Annotated in this window: 27 protein-coding genes, 1 other RNA gene and 1 pseudogene; 15 read left to right on the top strand and 14 right to left on the bottom strand. The window is 37.1% G+C overall.

What is annotated here, in order from left to right:
- Positions 1-180: 180 nt before the first annotated feature.
- Positions 181-384, bottom strand: coding sequence for an amino acid transport protein (locus AC4CUY_RS16490; protein ID WP_419328228.1), 204 nt, complete (start codon positions 382-384; stop codon positions 181-183).
- Positions 385-587: 203 nt separating this feature from the next.
- Between AC4CUY_RS16490 and def the strand changes: the two genes are divergently transcribed.
- Complete coding sequence (gene def / locus AC4CUY_RS16485) at positions 588-1067, top strand: peptide deformylase (protein ID WP_336952032.1); 480 nt, start codon at positions 588-590, stop codon at positions 1065-1067.
- Between the two features lie 74 nt (positions 1068-1141).
- On the opposite strand, the gene glpK is transcribed toward def, so the two are convergent.
- Complete coding sequence (glpK, locus tag AC4CUY_RS16480; RefSeq protein WP_419328229.1) at positions 1142-2623, bottom strand: glycerol kinase GlpK; 1482 nt, start codon at positions 2621-2623, stop codon at positions 1142-1144.
- A gap of 130 nt (positions 2624-2753) precedes the next feature.
- On the opposite strand from glpK, the gene ssrA reads away from it, so the two are divergent.
- Positions 2754-3112, top strand: a transfer-messenger RNA (tmRNA) gene (gene ssrA, locus AC4CUY_RS16475).
- 193 nt (positions 3113-3305) lie between these two features.
- On the top strand, positions 3306-4451 hold the full coding sequence (locus AC4CUY_RS16470; RefSeq protein WP_490774468.1) for a tyrosine-type recombinase/integrase: 1146 nt from the start codon (positions 3306-3308) through the stop codon (positions 4449-4451).
- Here the strand turns inward: AC4CUY_RS16470 and AC4CUY_RS16465 are convergent.
- The 10 genes from AC4CUY_RS16465 to AC4CUY_RS16420 form a co-directional block, all read right to left on the bottom strand.
- On the bottom strand, positions 4448-4621 hold the full coding sequence (locus tag AC4CUY_RS16465; protein WP_171252532.1) for a hypothetical protein: 174 nt from the start codon (positions 4619-4621) through the stop codon (positions 4448-4450). The genes AC4CUY_RS16470 and AC4CUY_RS16465 overlap by 4 nt on opposite strands.
- Positions 4618-4815 carry a hypothetical protein gene (locus tag AC4CUY_RS16460; RefSeq protein WP_490774467.1) on the bottom strand — a complete coding sequence of 66 codons (198 nt, stop codon included), beginning with the start codon at positions 4813-4815 and terminating at the stop codon, positions 4618-4620. Before AC4CUY_RS16460 ends, AC4CUY_RS16465 begins: the two co-directional genes overlap by 4 nt.
- Positions 4812-5027, bottom strand: coding sequence for a hypothetical protein (locus AC4CUY_RS16455; protein ID WP_490774466.1), 216 nt, complete (start codon positions 5025-5027; stop codon positions 4812-4814). Before AC4CUY_RS16455 ends, AC4CUY_RS16460 begins: the two co-directional genes overlap by 4 nt.
- Positions 5024-5647 (bottom strand): hypothetical protein, encoded by a 624-nt coding sequence (locus AC4CUY_RS16450; protein ID WP_490774465.1) that lies wholly within the window; start codon positions 5645-5647, stop codon positions 5024-5026. Before AC4CUY_RS16450 ends, AC4CUY_RS16455 begins: the two co-directional genes overlap by 4 nt.
- On the bottom strand, positions 5634-6140 hold the full coding sequence (locus AC4CUY_RS16445) for a hypothetical protein (protein WP_490774464.1): 507 nt from the start codon (positions 6138-6140) through the stop codon (positions 5634-5636). The genes AC4CUY_RS16450 and AC4CUY_RS16445 overlap by 14 nt, the downstream gene beginning before the upstream one ends.
- Before the next feature lie 9 nt (positions 6141-6149).
- On the bottom strand, positions 6150-6437 hold the full coding sequence (locus AC4CUY_RS16440) for a hypothetical protein (RefSeq protein WP_303577971.1): 288 nt from the start codon (positions 6435-6437) through the stop codon (positions 6150-6152).
- Entirely contained in the window at positions 6434-6745 is a 312-nt protein-coding gene (locus AC4CUY_RS16435; RefSeq protein WP_490774463.1) for a hypothetical protein, read from the bottom strand. Before AC4CUY_RS16435 ends, AC4CUY_RS16440 begins: the two co-directional genes overlap by 4 nt.
- Positions 6742-6930 carry a hypothetical protein gene (locus AC4CUY_RS16430; protein ID WP_303577969.1) on the bottom strand — a complete coding sequence of 63 codons (189 nt, stop codon included), beginning with the start codon at positions 6928-6930 and terminating at the stop codon, positions 6742-6744. The genes AC4CUY_RS16435 and AC4CUY_RS16430 overlap by 4 nt, the downstream gene beginning before the upstream one ends.
- 217 nt (positions 6931-7147) lie before the next feature.
- Complete coding sequence (locus AC4CUY_RS16425; RefSeq protein ID WP_490774462.1) at positions 7148-7543, bottom strand: hypothetical protein; 396 nt, start codon at positions 7541-7543, stop codon at positions 7148-7150.
- A gap of 16 nt (positions 7544-7559) precedes the next feature.
- Positions 7560-8303, bottom strand: coding sequence for a S24 family peptidase (locus tag AC4CUY_RS16420; RefSeq protein WP_303577965.1), 744 nt, complete (start codon positions 8301-8303; stop codon positions 7560-7562).
- 102 nt (positions 8304-8405) lie between these two features.
- On the opposite strand from AC4CUY_RS16420, the gene AC4CUY_RS16415 reads away from it, so the two are divergent.
- The 11 genes and pseudogenes from AC4CUY_RS16415 to AC4CUY_RS16365 all read left to right on the top strand — a co-directional run bounded on the left by AC4CUY_RS16415 (position 8406) and on the right by AC4CUY_RS16365 (position 13300).
- Positions 8406-8597 (top strand): Cro/CI family transcriptional regulator, encoded by a 192-nt coding sequence (locus tag AC4CUY_RS16415; RefSeq protein WP_303577964.1) that lies wholly within the window; start codon positions 8406-8408, stop codon positions 8595-8597.
- 8 nt (positions 8598-8605) lie between these two features.
- A complete protein-coding gene (locus tag AC4CUY_RS16410; RefSeq protein ID WP_490774461.1) occupies positions 8606-8926 on the top strand; it encodes an XRE family transcriptional regulator in 321 nt (106 codons plus the stop codon).
- Positions 8927-8987: 61 nt separating this feature from the next.
- A complete protein-coding gene (locus AC4CUY_RS16405; RefSeq protein WP_490774460.1) occupies positions 8988-9557 on the top strand; it encodes a helix-turn-helix domain-containing protein in 570 nt (189 codons plus the stop codon).
- A gap of 334 nt (positions 9558-9891) precedes the next feature.
- A complete protein-coding gene (locus AC4CUY_RS16400) occupies positions 9892-10800 on the top strand; it encodes a hypothetical protein (RefSeq protein ID WP_490774459.1) in 909 nt (302 codons plus the stop codon).
- Positions 10797-11087, top strand: a complete 291-nt coding sequence (locus tag AC4CUY_RS16395; RefSeq protein WP_490774458.1) for a hypothetical protein — start codon at positions 10797-10799, stop codon at positions 11085-11087. Before AC4CUY_RS16400 ends, AC4CUY_RS16395 begins: the two co-directional genes overlap by 4 nt.
- Positions 11084-11335, top strand: coding sequence for a hypothetical protein (locus tag AC4CUY_RS16390; protein ID WP_490774457.1), 252 nt, complete (start codon positions 11084-11086; stop codon positions 11333-11335). Before AC4CUY_RS16395 ends, AC4CUY_RS16390 begins: the two co-directional genes overlap by 4 nt.
- On the top strand, positions 11332-11589 hold the full coding sequence (locus AC4CUY_RS16385) for a hypothetical protein (protein WP_490774456.1): 258 nt from the start codon (positions 11332-11334) through the stop codon (positions 11587-11589). The genes AC4CUY_RS16390 and AC4CUY_RS16385 overlap by 4 nt, the downstream gene beginning before the upstream one ends.
- Before the next feature lie 2 nt (positions 11590-11591).
- Positions 11592-11930: pseudogene (locus AC4CUY_RS16380) on the top strand (RusA family crossover junction endodeoxyribonuclease); the annotation flags it as partial.
- A complete protein-coding gene (locus tag AC4CUY_RS16375) occupies positions 11927-12604 on the top strand; it encodes a metallophosphoesterase (protein ID WP_490774455.1) in 678 nt (225 codons plus the stop codon). The pseudogene AC4CUY_RS16380 and the gene AC4CUY_RS16375, both read left to right, overlap by 4 nt.
- A 10-nt stretch (positions 12605-12614) precedes the next feature.
- Entirely contained in the window at positions 12615-13046 is a 432-nt protein-coding gene (locus AC4CUY_RS16370; protein ID WP_490774454.1) for a hypothetical protein, read from the top strand.
- A gap of 17 nt (positions 13047-13063) precedes the next feature.
- Positions 13064-13300, top strand: coding sequence for a hypothetical protein (locus AC4CUY_RS16365; RefSeq protein WP_490774453.1), 237 nt, complete (start codon positions 13064-13066; stop codon positions 13298-13300).
- Positions 13301-13466: 166 nt separating this feature from the next.
- On the opposite strand, the gene AC4CUY_RS16360 is transcribed toward AC4CUY_RS16365, so the two are convergent.
- Both AC4CUY_RS16360 and AC4CUY_RS16355 read right to left on the bottom strand, forming a co-directional pair.
- Positions 13467-13658, bottom strand: coding sequence for a hypothetical protein (locus AC4CUY_RS16360; protein WP_490774452.1), 192 nt, complete (start codon positions 13656-13658; stop codon positions 13467-13469).
- A gap of 274 nt (positions 13659-13932) precedes the next feature.
- Positions 13933-14115, bottom strand: coding sequence for a hypothetical protein (locus tag AC4CUY_RS16355; protein WP_327857655.1), 183 nt, complete (start codon positions 14113-14115; stop codon positions 13933-13935).
- 485 nt (positions 14116-14600) lie between these two features.
- On the opposite strand from AC4CUY_RS16355, the gene AC4CUY_RS16350 reads away from it, so the two are divergent.
- A complete protein-coding gene (locus tag AC4CUY_RS16350) occupies positions 14601-15026 on the top strand; it encodes a hypothetical protein (protein ID WP_490774451.1) in 426 nt (141 codons plus the stop codon).
- Positions 15027-15118: the final 92 nt, after the last annotated feature.

Raw genomic sequence — 15118 nt, 5'->3', positions numbered from 1 at the left:
CAATGCCTTAAAATAGAGATTGAATGTAATCATTTTAATTGACTATTTTTTACTTAAAAAATCAATATTTATTTTTATACATCCTACTTATTTTTATATGTGATCGAGGTTATTTAAAAATCATTTTTCTTTAAAAGGATTGCACTAAGCTAAATTTCAATCGGGTTGAATATTGATCATTTACATGCGAATTAACCACGGAATAAGACTCAGAATAATACCGCATACAGACATAATCATTGTATTTTCAATAAAATAAGGAAAAATCATCAAAGTCATGCCACAGATAAAAGGTATATTCATTCTCTGTCTTTTTCCATAAATAAAATAGCCTAAGCCAATTGAGCTAAAGATCAAGCCTAAAAATAGGGATGCTGTATTCATTATTTTCAACGATAGACTGGACGTTTGTTATTTACACGATCATGATTAAAAACGGCTTAAAAGACAAGCTGTCATTTGGTTTGGATAAATAGAAACTCATTTGTACATAATCACATACTTTTGCACAATAATTGAATTGGAAATCGCATTTCAAATGCTAAACTCATATTTATTCGATTTACATTTGATCAAGGTACAAGATAATGAGTGCCATGCTACCTGTCGCCCAACGTGGCGAAGACGTTTTAAAATTAATCGCTGTGCCTGTGGCTGAAGCTGAGTTTTCAAGTACTTGGTTAAACGAATTATCCAAGGCCTTACAGGCCACCATGTTAGAGCGTAATGGTGTTGGGATCGCAGCACCACAAGTGTATGTTTCTAAACGGGTGATTATTGTTGCTTCAAGAGCGAATCCACGTTATCCAGATGCTCCTGAAATGGATGCAATTACAATGATTAATCCTGAAATCTTAGAAAAATCTGAACAGACTATCTTGGGTGAGGAAGGATGTTTAAGTGTGCCCAATGAAAGAGGGCAAGTGGCTCGTGCTGAAGCAGTTACTGTACAATTTTTTACCCTCACTGGCGAAAAGATTATTCAGCAATTTCATGGTTTTCCTGCACGTATTGTACAACATGAAATCGACCATTTAAATGGGGTACTGTTTGTTGAAAGACTTTAAACTGAGCAAGCTTGGCTAAAATTTCATCTTGAATTTTATCTTTCACTTTAGCCAAGCTTTTCTAAGCAGAATTGTTAATTGGACTTTGCACGCTGCAACGCACCATTCCATAAGCTTAGGTGATATTGTCTTTGGTCTGCGCTCATCTTCGGCTCAAAAGCACGATCTAATTGCCAAGATTCGGAAATTTCACTGAGATTATTAAAAACACCTGCCTTTAATCCTGCTAATGCCGCAGCGCCCCAAGCGGTAGATTCTAAAAGTTTAGGGCGTAGCACAGGTACATTTAAAATATCTGCCTGAAATTGCATTAGCATATCATTTTGACTTGCACCACCATCCACACGTAATTGTTTTAAGGGGTGGGCGATATCTGATTGCATTGCAGTTAAAACGTCTGAAACTTGAAAAGCAATTGATTCTAAGGCAGCTCTGGCAATATGTGATTTATTGGTTCCACGTGACATTCCACAGAGTAAAGCGCGTGCTTCACTATCCCAATGTGGTGCTCCTAGACCTGTAAATGCAGGAACCAGAACGACACCATCTGTAGTGTCGACTTGGCAAGCTAACTTTTCAACTTCAGCACTATTTTTGATAATTCCTAAACCATCTCTTAACCATTGCACAATCGCCCCAGCCATAAATACACTGCCTTCTAAGGCATAATGCGATTGGTCCTGGCATTTCCATGCTAAGGTGGTGAGTAATTTATTTTTGCTATATTGAATATCAGTTCCTGTATTGAACAGCATAAAGCAGCCTGTCCCATAAGTATTTTTGGCTGTTCCAGCTTCAAAGCATGATTGCCCAAAGAGTGCAGACTGTTGATCCCCTAATACACCACAAATTGGAATTTCCGCACCAAGAAGCCCTGTGGCTGTATTGGCAATATAACAATCGGATTGAATGATTTTAGGTAGAACACTCACCGGGATATTAAAAAATTCAATTAATTCAGCATCCCATTGCTGTGTTTTTAAATTCATCAGCATGGTGCGTGAAGCATTACTTGCTTCGATGACATGCTCTGAACCTTGGGTTAAATTCCAAATTAACCAGCTGTCGACTGTCCCGAATGCCACATGATTTTGTTCAGCAAGCGCTCTTAAGCCTTGTATATTTTCCAATAACCAAACCAGTTTTCCAGCACTAAAATAAGGATCTATTCTTAATCCGGTTTTTTTGTGTATTTTTTCAGATAAATTGTTTTGAACTAACTGATTGCACCAGTCTGTAGCGCGTCGGTCTTGCCATACAATGGCAGGAGCAAGTGGTTTTCCTGTTCTCTTATCCCAAACCACCGTGGTTTCACGTTGGTTGGTTAAACCAAGTGCTTTAATGTCTTTGGCCAATAGTCTTGCCGATGCGATTGCTTGCTGTACGACGGTGATTTGTGTTGTCCAAATCTCCATCGCATCTTGTTCAACCCATCCAGAATGCGGGGTTTTAATTTGGGTTTCGCGTTGAGCAGAGGCATATACCTTTCCACGCTCATCGAAGATAATTGCTCTGCTAGAGGTCGTTCCTTGATCAAGTGAGAGTAAATAGCTCATCTTTTTTATATTTGTCCCTTGAAAAATAGTGATAGTAGCGCAATTATAGAACTAGGCGCATCATTTGATGTAAATGTAGTGAATTATCTGCTTAATTTGCAACAATTATGTTATGATAGCTGTGTTATCTGGGGATGTTATTGGCTTCGACGCCGATGATGAAGCTCATAGATGCATGCCGAGAGCGCATTTTCTCTCGTAAATCAAATTTGCATATTTTAGTCGCAAACGACGAATCTTACGCTCTAGCTGCCTAAGGGCAGCTTGTCCGCTTCACTGAATACTTGTGGTCAGTGGACCCGACTGTAGCGCACGCACACAAGTCCGTATAAAGTCAAGCCTCGGGGCTTTATACTAAACTTAGAGGATCGCGTTTTGTACCCTGTTCGTCGGGTCACTTAATGTTAAAATAATTGACGATATCTAAGCATGTAGTATTCTCGAGTGTAGTGTTGGCGGACGCGGGTTCAACTCCCGCCATCTCCACCAAATTTGTAAATCATGATCTGTCACTTAGTTATACGATGTATCATGAAACTTAATAAAGCCTTGAAATTTAACAGTTTCAGGGCTTTTTTAATGCCTGAATTTCTATCATGGACATATACAAGCGCAATTTGAAAATCACGCACTATCACTATATGATGTTACACAGGTGTGACACGCGTGTAACAGGTAAACTATGCTTTCAGACTCACAAGTAAAAGCTTTAAAACCAAAAGAAAAAAGATATTCACTTGCAGATGGTGAGGGCTTGTCAGTTGATGTATTTCCTACTGGTAAAAAGAAATGGATCGTTTCATACCGAGTAAATGGAAAACAGACTAGAAAGAATTTAGGTGAATACCCTGAGTTAGGGTGTAAAGATGCCCGCCAGTTAGCTCGTCAGTGTAAAGCTGAAGCACAAGGCAAAATGCTAAATTCACCATCCGTAAATGCTGTGATTGAAGAATGGCTTAAACTGATGATGCCACGTTGGTCCAGTAAAAAGTACATAGATACAGTTATTTATAGGCTAAATTATATTACTGAAGATTTTAAAAACCAGCCGATTGATGAAGTTGATAGAAAAATAATCGTTAAGAAAGTAAAAGAAATCGTGAATAAGGGAACACTAGAAACCGCAAAACGTTCACTACGATTACTAAATGAAATCTTTAACTTTGCTATTGCTTCAGACTATACGCAAAAAAATCCATGTACTTTGATTTCTGACGTTATTCCGCAGCAAACTGTTCGTAATATGCCGAGTCTTGATGCAGAGCAGATGCCTGAGTTTTGGAACCGTGTAACACATAGCAATGTTACACCAGAACTGTTACACGCACTTAAACTCGCATGTTACACAGCCGTTCGTATTTCTGAGTTACTTCAATCACGTTGGGATAGTGGCGAAATCGATTTAGATAATAGACAGTGGGTGATTCCAGCATCTCGTATGAAAATGCGTAGAGATCATGTTGTCCCTTTGACTGATCAAACTTACATGCTATTTAAAGAACTATATGATCATAAGACGGATAATGGATATATTTTTAAGCACACTCGCAATCCTGGTGAGCATGTACGATCTGAAAGCATTTTAGCAATCATTAAGCGAAATGGTTATGCAGGGCAGATGGTTACACATGGTTTTCGATCTTTATTCTTTACCCACACAAATAACTCAAAATTATTCAGACCTGATGTAATTGAATACCAAATTGCGCACGTTCCTAAAGATCGTATTCGCGGTATTTACAACAGAGCTGAATATTGGGATGAAAGAGTAGAGTTGATGAAGTGGTATTCAGAACAAGTTGATCGTTGGATGAAAGGCGCTAATTAAGCGCCTTCCTTTAATATTTCTTTTTTCATCCTTAGCAAAGTTGAAGCCGTATATTTCTTTTGAACTCCAAATTCCTGATCAGGTGGGTACTTCTCTAAATAGTATTTTTTGAAAGTATTTAGACACACACCTAATTCACTCGCTACTTGCGTCATAGAGTACCATTTCATAAACCTCGCTCCTTTTCTTCTAAAACCCATTTCAATATTTTAATTTGAGCCAAAATTTCTCCCAGCTTTCCAAGCATTAAATCAAATGCAAACTCATTGCCTTCTTTTTGATATTTATCGCGACGCAATACAGTAGACATCATTTCTACATTGAGCTCTTTGAGTTTAGATCGAATACCTATGTGATTTTTCACGCCACTTCTCCCAATGCTTTCCGAATATCTTTTGGCAAATCATCACTCATTTGATTATTCACAATAAAATCCGTAAGAATGTGATAGAACAAAGTGGTTTGATCTGTATCTAATTCAACTGTAAAGCCATTCCCACTGATTACACGTGGAGCTAACTGTTCAGCTAAATCTGATATGTAATCAATGTCATCATTTGAAATTGGTTTACTCATGCTGCAATTCCTTTCTTATCAAGTAATTCAGCCAAAATATATTGTGCTGTTTTTGCTTTGGCCAACATTTGTTTTTCTTTGATTGCATCACGCTCAAAACGAAGCGTAGTCACACGTAATGCTTTGTCGATATGATTTACTTCATGCAGATTTTCATCTTCATAGCCAATCAATTCGTATGGTGTATCAACTAAGCAATGTGCTAGTTCAGCTTGGTTTCTATCCCATAGGTGCATGTAGGCTAAGAGTTGCCATTCATACGCTGTTTTACCGCCTGGCTTCAATTGGTAGGGGTGAGTGGCTTTAGACCAAGAAGATTTGATATCAATGATTAGGCTGTTTTCCACATCATCGATGTCACATTCGCCGGTGATTAGTTCTGAGTTTTTACGTTCAGTATTTTTCACATAACTTGTGAAGTTATAGCTGTTATAAAGATCGATAGAATCTTGCTCAACGAGGCGTCCTTTTTCGACCATGTTAAAACTTAAATCCTCATCCCAATCCAAAGCAACTTGTGATGCTAAGCACTCAAGATATGTATATGCGCCACTGCTTAAAGTATCTTTTTCAGGGTAGGGCATAATCCTCCCCATCGATGAAGCTCTAATTAGTTTCATTATTTTTGACTCCATTTAATTGGTTGAGTTGATCTTGAGTTAAAGCATATCCAGCGACGATTTGATCAATGGAGTAATGACTTGTCTCAACTGCTTTTAGCGCTTTGTCGAACTGCTGCGGGGTAATTGGATGTAATACTTTCTGAACGTGGGGTACTTCTTTTCTGACTCGTAAACAAGCAACGATTTCACCAGCAACTTTTACAGATGACTCAAACACTGTGATTGATTTTCCAGCCCAATCCTCTAAATATGGACCATACATGCGTTCAATTGTTTTACAGTTGGTTCGGTTAAGAATCATAGGTTTTGAATTTACGAGTTGTGCGACAGTACATTCTTCTTTTTTACCGCCGTCACCAATAACAATTTCACGACCTACTGAACGGATCGTGATAGTCAGATCCTGCCCATTTGGAAGGCAATAAACACCTAAATATTTAGGATTAATTAATTGCTTCCAGTGTGTTCTATTTTGAACTTGAGAATTCATCTCTTTCTCCTAAGCCACTAATTCATAAACACTTGACTTAACGAAAGTTTTAATTTCATTAATTTTCTCAAGCTGTTGGTTTAAAACATAAATTTGTAAACTGTCTTGATGCTTACTGGCATCTAATAGAACTGATTTACTAAAAACCAATTCATTGTTTTCTATCTTGTGAATCCAAACTGATTCAGATAAATCCAAAGTTTCAAAGCCATACGAAGTGCAGGTTATTTTTAATTGCTTGATGGCTTTCTTAATTTTTGCTTTTAAGCGCGAAACTTCAATTTCATAGAGTTTCATAACAATCTCTCCTGAACTTCTTGCTCGATAGCTTCTTTTAGAACATCCCAATTTTGTGGATTAATATAAAAATGATCGAGTAAGCCATCTTCGTTGTATGCCTTGATATTGCAAAGTTCTTCAATATCTGCATCTTTCCAAGTTTGAAAGCCATCCCCATCTTTGAAGTAACGAGCATTAAATTTCACTTCCAAACAAAACTCATCATTCTCAGTAAAGAAGTCTGCTTGACCTTGATCTAAACTGATTTCGTCAAGTCTGAAAGGTGGCTTGATGACTACTGGCAGTGTGAGTAGGGGCATATTCATTGTTTAACCCCCATTTTAGCGACTGCATTTTGATAGCCTGCGCAATTCACTACACCAGCAAGACACATTGCGATAACGATAAGAGCAGGGATAAGTAAGCCTGATTTCTTATTTTTGATTGTATTTTCAGGAGTGGGGTGCTGGTATAGCCTTCCTGTTTGACTTTTGGTTTGTATCTTTTGCATAATGTTCTCACTCTCTGAGTAAAAGCACATTTGATTTGACGGTCGGTGTGCTTTTTTGTTATCTGATGCATTTAGTTTACCAAAGGAAACTTTATTGTCAATAAAAAGTTTATTTAAAGAAACTTTATTTTTATTATTGGAAACTTTTAATTATTTTAGGCAAAAGAAAACCCACACGGGGTGGGCGAATTATCAAGCTGATAAATTCCTAATTTGGTTATTTTAAGAAATTTGGGCATGCTTCGTTGTAAATTAACAAGAAGTCGCTTTGAGGTTCTATTTTGCGAAATTCCTTCCAAGGTTCAAAATGACTTTGTAAACTTAAGCTATATGAACTTTTAGGAATTACGTCACCGCCCATATATTTAAAAGTTTTTTCTCTACAGTTAATTAAAACCTTATTGAGTGTGTAGATAGAGGGGTCGAAGTTAAAATTAGTTTTATAAGTAAATAAGATAGTTGCATCAGGTTGCCCCTCAATTACATCACTTACAGAAACTTCATACCCTCTAAGTTTTTCTTTACTGTTCGGAATTACAATAAAATTTTCAGCGTAAACATAATTAGAAATAGAAATGAAAACAAGTAAAAGGCTAGTCTTTTTAAATTTCATATTTGTATCTACTGATTTAACCTGCTCGCCAAAATTGACGACCCATAACTTTAAAGTTCAACCCGTTGATTTCACTAACTTCACGATCACGATATTTAGGATTAAGGCTGTGAAGACTTAGTTTTCCACCTTCTTCTTTAAATATCTGCTTAATCATGCCTTCACCTTCAAAATAAACAGCATAAATTTCACCATCTATTATTTCAGTTTGAGAAATATCAATTCCTACTAGATCGCCGTCATGAATAAAGTCAGACATGCTGTCACCCTTAGCTTTAATGATTCTCATGCATCTAGGATCAACATATTTTTTTTGGAAAAATGATGGAGGGAAGGGAAACTTTCCATTAATAACATCAAAATGAAATTCTATTGACTCACCTGTACCACATGAAAAGTTTGCTTCCACAACATCTATCCAAATAAATCCATTTTCAATTTCATAGTCAACAACAGTAGGCTCATGGATATCGTTAACATCGAATGAAGATTCTTCTTTTCGTGTTAACCCATGTTTATCCATAAATTCTTGCATATTAAAGTTATTTTTCTTTGGCTCATTTTCGCCAGTTAATAACCAATTTTGAGAAGTCTTAAGCACATTTGCTAAAGAAGACAAAAATTCAGCTTTAGGGATATTAGTCCCAGCCACCCATTTTGAGACTGCGCCTTTTGTTGCACCTGTAGCTTCAACTAAATCAACTTGTCGAATTTTTAGCTCAGTCATTCTTTGAATTATTCGATCACTGATAGTGCTCATAAAAACATCCTCTTTAATGTTTCCTATAGTAAACATACATATTGATTTAGAAATAAACTTATGGTTTACTAATGGAAACTAAAAAGTTTATAAAGGTAAACCATGACAGTTGATGATTTAAAAATGCATTTTAGAGTTGAAAACGATATTCAACTTACTAAAACGATTCTTGGGGTCACTAGAGGAACCATTAGCAAATGGCGTCATAAAGGAATTCCTGTAGATACACAAGCAAGAATCCAAGTTCTAACCAAAGGCAAGTTAAAAGCCAACTTACAAGCACTTTCTGCTTAGGAACCACCATGAGCAAAGTATCAATTGAAGAAAACGCAAGCGCTAGCAATAACGCATCGCTCATTTTGAAAGCAATTAATTCCTCTAACCAGGGAAAGGTTGCTGAACAACTTGGAGTTGATGCAAGCACTTTATCTCGTATGAAAAATGATAAGAAATCCAATAACTTGACTGATCTTGAGTTTTTTGCATCTTTGTTGAGTTCTATTGGATTGAAAGTTGTAAATGCTAACGATGTTTATTGTTCGCAAGAAATTGCGGAAGCAACGCGAGTTTATTTGAGTAATGCGTTTAGTTCGCCTGAATACATGCGGATCTTATTTAAATAAAAAAACCACTGCCAGCGCGAACTGGAGTGGTTTCCATTCATCAATTTTGGGACCAATGAATATGAAAACAAATTTAGCACATGAACCGCCGATCCTACAAGGAGAGCTGGTTCAGTTTCCAAAAAAAGAGCGACAAGCTATGTCGGAGAAGAAATTCAATTCGGAGAAGAAATTCAATTATGTGAATGGGATTCGCTCAGTGGATCTACATTCCACAACAAAACTTGTTGGTATCATCTTAGCGACTTATGCGGATTATGAAACAGGCATTTGCTATCCAACAATTCAAACACTCATGGCTGACTCAGGGCTGTCAAATAGGGTTGTTTGTCATCATCTTCGTGAACTTGAAAAAGTGGGTTTGCTTGTTGCAAAAAGAGCAAATGGACGAAACACGAAGTACAAATTTATTGCTGAAAATATCTCTAAAGCAGTGACGCAGAGTCACCAGTTACGGAAAGTCACCAGTGACTTTGATGACATAGAAGCAGTGACTTTAATACATGAAGCAGTGACTTTAAGCACACAAAGCAGTGACGCAGAGTCACACAAACATTTAATAACTACCATTAACTATAAGGAACAACCAGTTTGTATATCAGAACCTGAAAAAACTGAGAACAAGATCTAAGTAAAAAAATCAAATTTAGGAAAAGCCAAAACTACAATTCCTGAAAACTTCGCAATCAGTGTTCAAGTTCAAAAATGGGCGAATGAGAAAAATTTCAAACATCTTGAACAACACCTTGAGTATTTCATTAGCAAGTGTGAGGCAAACGGATACAAGTATTTAAATTGGGATTCTGCATTCAAAACAGCAATTCGTGATGATTGGGCAAAACTTAACACTGCACAACAACAGCCGTATCAACCAAGACAACAAGTCCAGCAGGTTCCTTTGATTGGATCAAACAAAAAACAATCTGAACGAACTGTAAGCACAGTTGAAATTTTGGAGGTTCAAAATGTTTGATTCAACTTTTCCAAGAAAATGGGCTGAAGAAATTGTTTCTCGTATGCAGAGATATTACCGAGCTAAGTTTTCAAACACTTTCCCGATTCGACCTGAACAAACAGCAAAAGAATATGAAAGTGATCTTATCGACGATGCTTGTGAAGTTTTTGAAGGTTTAAATCCTAACGATATCAAACGTGGTTTGGCACGAATGAAACGTTCAACATTCTGTCCTACTTTTCCAGAATTCGCAGGGTGGTGTGAACCTCAAACTGACGATTGGTTAGGTGCACATGAGGCTTGGTCAATTGCTGAAAAATCTATTGGTTTTGATGGCGAGGAATTGACTGTGATCTGGACTGAGCAAATGTCTACGGCATTCAGTCGCTGTGAAGAACTGGTCAAGACAGGTGACAAGTATCAACGAGCTGAAGCAAAGAAAATCTTTTGTGATGCGTATGATCGTTTAGTGACTCAAGCAAAAGATCAAGGGTTGAAACCAGCCTATATCACCAGTTTGGGTACCAACAAAGATCAACAAATCACTGCAATTCAACAGGCAGAGTTGGAGGGATTTTTAACTGCACCAGTTGCACAGGCTCAATTAGAACACAAGCAAACTGAGGCTGAGATCCAAGCTGATGCAGAGAAGTATAAAACGACAGCTCAGAAAGCTTTAGCCGAATTGGGTACCAAGATAAAACGCAATGTGAACAAGATGAAACCTGAGCTTAAAGAGGTTCAACCTTGGGAAGCGGTAGAAGAACAACACATTGATCCGTTCGACGATATGGAGCAGTACAAAGCGAGATTGGCACAAGATGGCAAGCCAGTACCAAATGTAATTAGGAATTATGAAATGACTCTTGCTCAGATTGTTGAGAAGCGTAGAGCAATGATGCAAGGGGAGTTGGTATGAATGCAGTTGAGTTTGTGAGGAATTTTGGGTGGGAGCGATCAAAAAAAGCAGTGTGGATGTCTATCACTGAATTTTCTAGAGCTTTTGATGTTGACCTTGGATTTATTTGTTGTAACCGTACTGAGCTAAAAAAACTAGTCGAGTCTTATGAGTTGGTGGAGTCATGGGGAGGATTAGAGGATGCAAAACTATATGATTTATCTCCTTATGAAAAAAAGCCTGCATCCGCAGGGTTTAAGTTGAAAAAAGCCATCGCAGACATCGAAAGCGTAGGGGGTGGGGTATGAGAAGAATTACAGAAATCTTTGATCAAATGCTGGATGTTTTGATTTTCATCACATTCAATTCTCGTGCAGTAAACCGATACGACATTACAGAAAAAGTTTTGGATAAAGAAATCAGAACAGCACAACGATATTTAAGAGATTTAGAACAGCTAGGATTTATTAAAAGTAAGCGCCGTAAAGGATATAACACAACGATCTTTTATGAACCTACCCAGAAAGCAAAAGAGTTATTTAAGGTGGCACTATGACAACAAAAAACAACCTGACAAAACATGACTTTAAGGTGGAGGATTTGGTTGTTATTAAGGATCAACCATTCTTTCCAGAGGACTACAGTATTCAGACTGTTGAAGATCAGCACATTGGTCAGTGGTACATGAACTACTGGCGCCACGCAACCCCCGAAGAAATCAAAGCAGGTCACCGCATTGATGACACCACTGACCACATCACAGATATTCGCAATCACGTTAGCCCAAGCACAATGGTGGTGGATTTATGAGTTTACTCAATTGTGAAATTGCCATGATTCCGCCTAGTGTGAACCATTACTGGGTGGCAGCAGGGAAAAGACGTTACCTAAGCCAGCGAGCTAAAAATTTTCAGAAGATTGTGAGTTTGTTTGTTAAGCCTCTCAAAAGCACAGCTAGGCTCAAAGCAGAGATTACTTTTCATTTTCCTGATCAACGTACTAGAGATATCGACAATCATTTAAAAGCGGTTTTAGATAGTTTGGTGAAGTGTGGTTTATGTGAAGATGATGAACAGTTTGACGAGTTGCTAGTAAAACGTGGAAATGTGGTTAAGGGTGGATTGGTAAAAATTAAAGTGGTGGAAGTATGAGCTTAGTCAAAGTTTGGGACAAAGAGATCAAAGGCAAGCTCTATGCAGTCGGTGATATTCACGGATGCTACAACTTGCTGATGAATCGTTTAAATGAAATTGGTTTTGATTTTGAAAATGATTTGTTGGTTGCAGTAGGTGATTTGGTGGATCGAGGCATTCAAAACATTGAGTGTGTCGAGTTGCTGTCAAAGCCTTGGTTTACGTCTGTTCTTGGTAATCATGAGGATTTATGTATAGGTGGGATTCAAGAAGAATCATATAAGCGCCGTCATATCTCGAATGGTGGAGAGTGGTTTTATCAGCTAGATGGGCAAGCGATGTACAACATTGCAAAAGCCTTTTCTAAATTGCCTGTTGTGCTAGAGATCAATCACAAAGGGCGTAAATATGGTTTTGTTCATGGACACATTGAACAAAATGACTGGAATCAATTTAAAAGCTCATTTGAATATGAAATTTCACCATTTCGAGGACCAGTAGAATTGGCAATATGGGGACGTGCCCGTGCAAATACAGACAGTGAACAATATACCAATGTTTCAGGTGTAGATGCGGTCATCATGGGGCATACAGTCACTCCAAAGCCACTCAAGCGAGATAACTGCTATTACATTGATACAGGTGCGGTGCATTGGGGAACTATGACAATTTTAGATTTGAGTAAAGTTTAAGGGGCTTGGAATGAACGTAGCGGTGAGAGTGATGGATTGGTCTAAATACACAATTGATGGATGGCTTGAGCAATTTGGTGCTTGGTGTGAAACCGCTCGTTTAAAAGGGGGTGAATTGCCTGATGGTCTACATGTTAATCAGATTTATTGGTTGATTCGTGAAGCAGATAAAACGCCACGTAACTCGAAGTGTTATATCCGTTGTGAGATTAGTGACTTTGAGGCAGAGCAGGTACAGGCATTGCTAAGAAGCGTGTTCAATAGCGAAAATGTGGACATCACAACTAAGTTTGCATTGATGTGCTTGGTTAAAAATAAAGTTGAAAATAGAGGTCTAAGCGCTGTAGCTTCAATTACTAATCAGTCAAAGGCTCAAGCAGCAATTATGGTGAGTTGTGCTAGATTTTATCTGGCTGGTCATGATAAAAGATTACGAATTTAAATAGAGAAATAAAATGTATGGATTGGATTAGCTTGAAAAGTGGAGTGAGTCGTCAAGAGGCTTTAAGTTATTTGGAAGAATATGATTACCAAGGTTTGGTTTCTATTTTTACAACGATGGAATTTAATAGATTAAAATTGGTTTTAAATAAGTATTTTGGAGCTGATGAAAAGGCGTTTAAAGAAAAAGTTTTAATTATTTTCATGGTATTAAACTCTATTGGATTCATTGAGCTTAGTAACATAATAGGTTGACTGTCTAGACGCAATATGGCATATTTCAGCTATAGTGGACGAAGTTATGGTAATCCACTATATGATTGAATTGGTAGTGTGAAGCAGAACCAATGCTGTGGAAGTCGCGATTTCACCAATCACAAATTTAAAGCCCGCATTTTAGTGGGCTTTTTACTTGCCCGAATTAATCGGGCTTATTTAATTGTTCAGCGTAAAGTTTGACAGCTTCAGTGATAATTTTAGCTTGAGATTCTCCAGTAGATTCTGAAAGTGATTTGATTTGCTCAACTGTACTTTCATGAAGTTTATAGCTTTTGCTCACGATACCGCGACGCTCGTTACTTTCTTGATTAATTTCTGATCTTGATTTAGCCATAATTATGTCCTATAGTTGATTTAATCGGAGGAGAGGCTAGGTAGTGTCACCTACCTAACCCTTGTTATCTTAGTAGACTGATTGAGAGATCAGTACCAAGAGAACAATTACGATGAGGATTGCAATTCTGTTCATCGTTTCTCTCCGAGCGTTTGTAACATCTAACCGTTACTGTCATCATCGCTTAATTGCTTTGATAAATATATTGTAGGTGTTCCTACAATACAGGTCAATATATTCCTTTAAAAAAACTCACAAAATGTGAGTTTTTTTATTACTTTTTATTCTCATCATAGAAACGAATCGCTTGCATAAGTAATTCGTTATGGCTCAAGTCATGTTTCTTGGCAACTTGTTCAATGTATGCGATGTCATCAAGTTTGAGTTTAAAAGATTTAACTTTTACGCCTCGTTTTGAATCGCTATCACGTTGAATTTCTGTAGGTGATTTTGCCATTTTCTGTACTCCTGATAACTTCTTAAGTTAGTTAGTGCCACCCCTTTCGGGGTGGGCTTTCTTAGTAGACTTTCATACTGATTAACAGTAGAATTACTAAGATAACTAACTTAATCATGCCAGATTCCTTGTTAGTTCGTAAGTCTTGAGGACTTACACCCATCAAGTTGAGACTGCCATCTCGTCTTGATAATGATATTATAGGATGACCTATATTATAAGTCAACCTATATTTGTAGAAAAGCTCACTTTTTAGTGGGCTTTTTTGTTTTTAATATGGATTTAAAATGCAGAAGTTTAATAACTAAATTTTTCTTTATTTTATTACTAGATACTGTACGAGTTTAGTTTAGAGAAAATTTAGCTAAACTTCGTATTGTATAACATCCTTAAAAGGATGTTTTTTTGTGCCATTAAAATCTAATGGCTAAATCAATTGATAGCCACCTCATAAGGGTGGCTTTTTTTATGTCTGGAGAAAACTTATGACAAACGAAGAACGTCAAATGTATGTGACAATTATTAAGAAGCTTTATGGTAATACTATTAGCGTTAGTGATGACCAAATTTCTGATGAAGTAGCTGAAATCGTTGATAATATCTTAGTGGCGATTCGAACATGTACTGAAAATTTAGGAATTTTCACATCAATTGTGCAAGGTGTTGCAGACGGTTTACAGTCAGTAGCTGAGTTTGTTACTTATAATCTTGTTCATGACATTTTGACAGGAAAAGTTGGTCAAAATAATTTCGTTAGTAGTTTGAAAGAAAGCTTTGGTACTGCCTTTGTTATTAGTTTTGTCACTACTTGGACTGATATTTTATTGAATAATAAGCAATCAACAATCTGCGTAAATACTGCAAAACTAAATTGGAAATCAGCTTTAGCTATAGCTCTACTTGGTATCTAAATTGCTATATTAATTTTATTTTCAATTGATTAGACTTAAGTAAGCCTTGATTTAATATCAAGGTTTGCTTTATAAACAGATATGAATATTTT

The organism is Acinetobacter sp. 778_lipA (assembly GCF_058242985.1).
This window is presented reverse-complemented; position numbering and strand designations above follow the sequence as displayed.